Here is a 295-nt window from a genome sequence, read left to right as displayed (position 1 = left end):
GGGTGACTGCGTACCTTTTGTATAATGGGTCAGCGACTTATATTCTGTAGCAAGGTTAACCGTATAGGGGAGCCGTAGGGAAACCGAGTCTTAACCGGGCGTTAAGTTGCAGGGTATAGACCCGAAACCCGGTGATCTAGCCATGGGCAGGTTGAAGGTTGGGTAACACTAACTGGAGGACCGAACCGACTAATGTTGAAAAATTAGCGGATGACTTGTGGCTGGGGGTGAAAGGCCAATCAAACCGGGAGATAGCTGGTTCTCCCCGAAAGCTATTTAGGTAGCGCCTCGTGAA

1 rRNA gene is annotated in these 295 nt (G+C 50.5%); it reads left to right on the top strand.

What is annotated here, in order from left to right:
* Positions 1-295: ribosomal RNA gene (locus DW58_RS01470) — 23S ribosomal RNA — on the top strand; the annotation flags it as partial.

This window comes from Siccibacter turicensis LMG 23730 (assembly GCF_000463155.2).
In the GTDB taxonomy this organism is placed as follows: Bacteria; Pseudomonadota; Gammaproteobacteria; order Enterobacterales; family Enterobacteriaceae; genus Siccibacter; species Siccibacter turicensis.
Note: the sequence above shows the minus strand (reverse complement) of the source record. Positions and strands in the feature narration are given on the sequence as shown.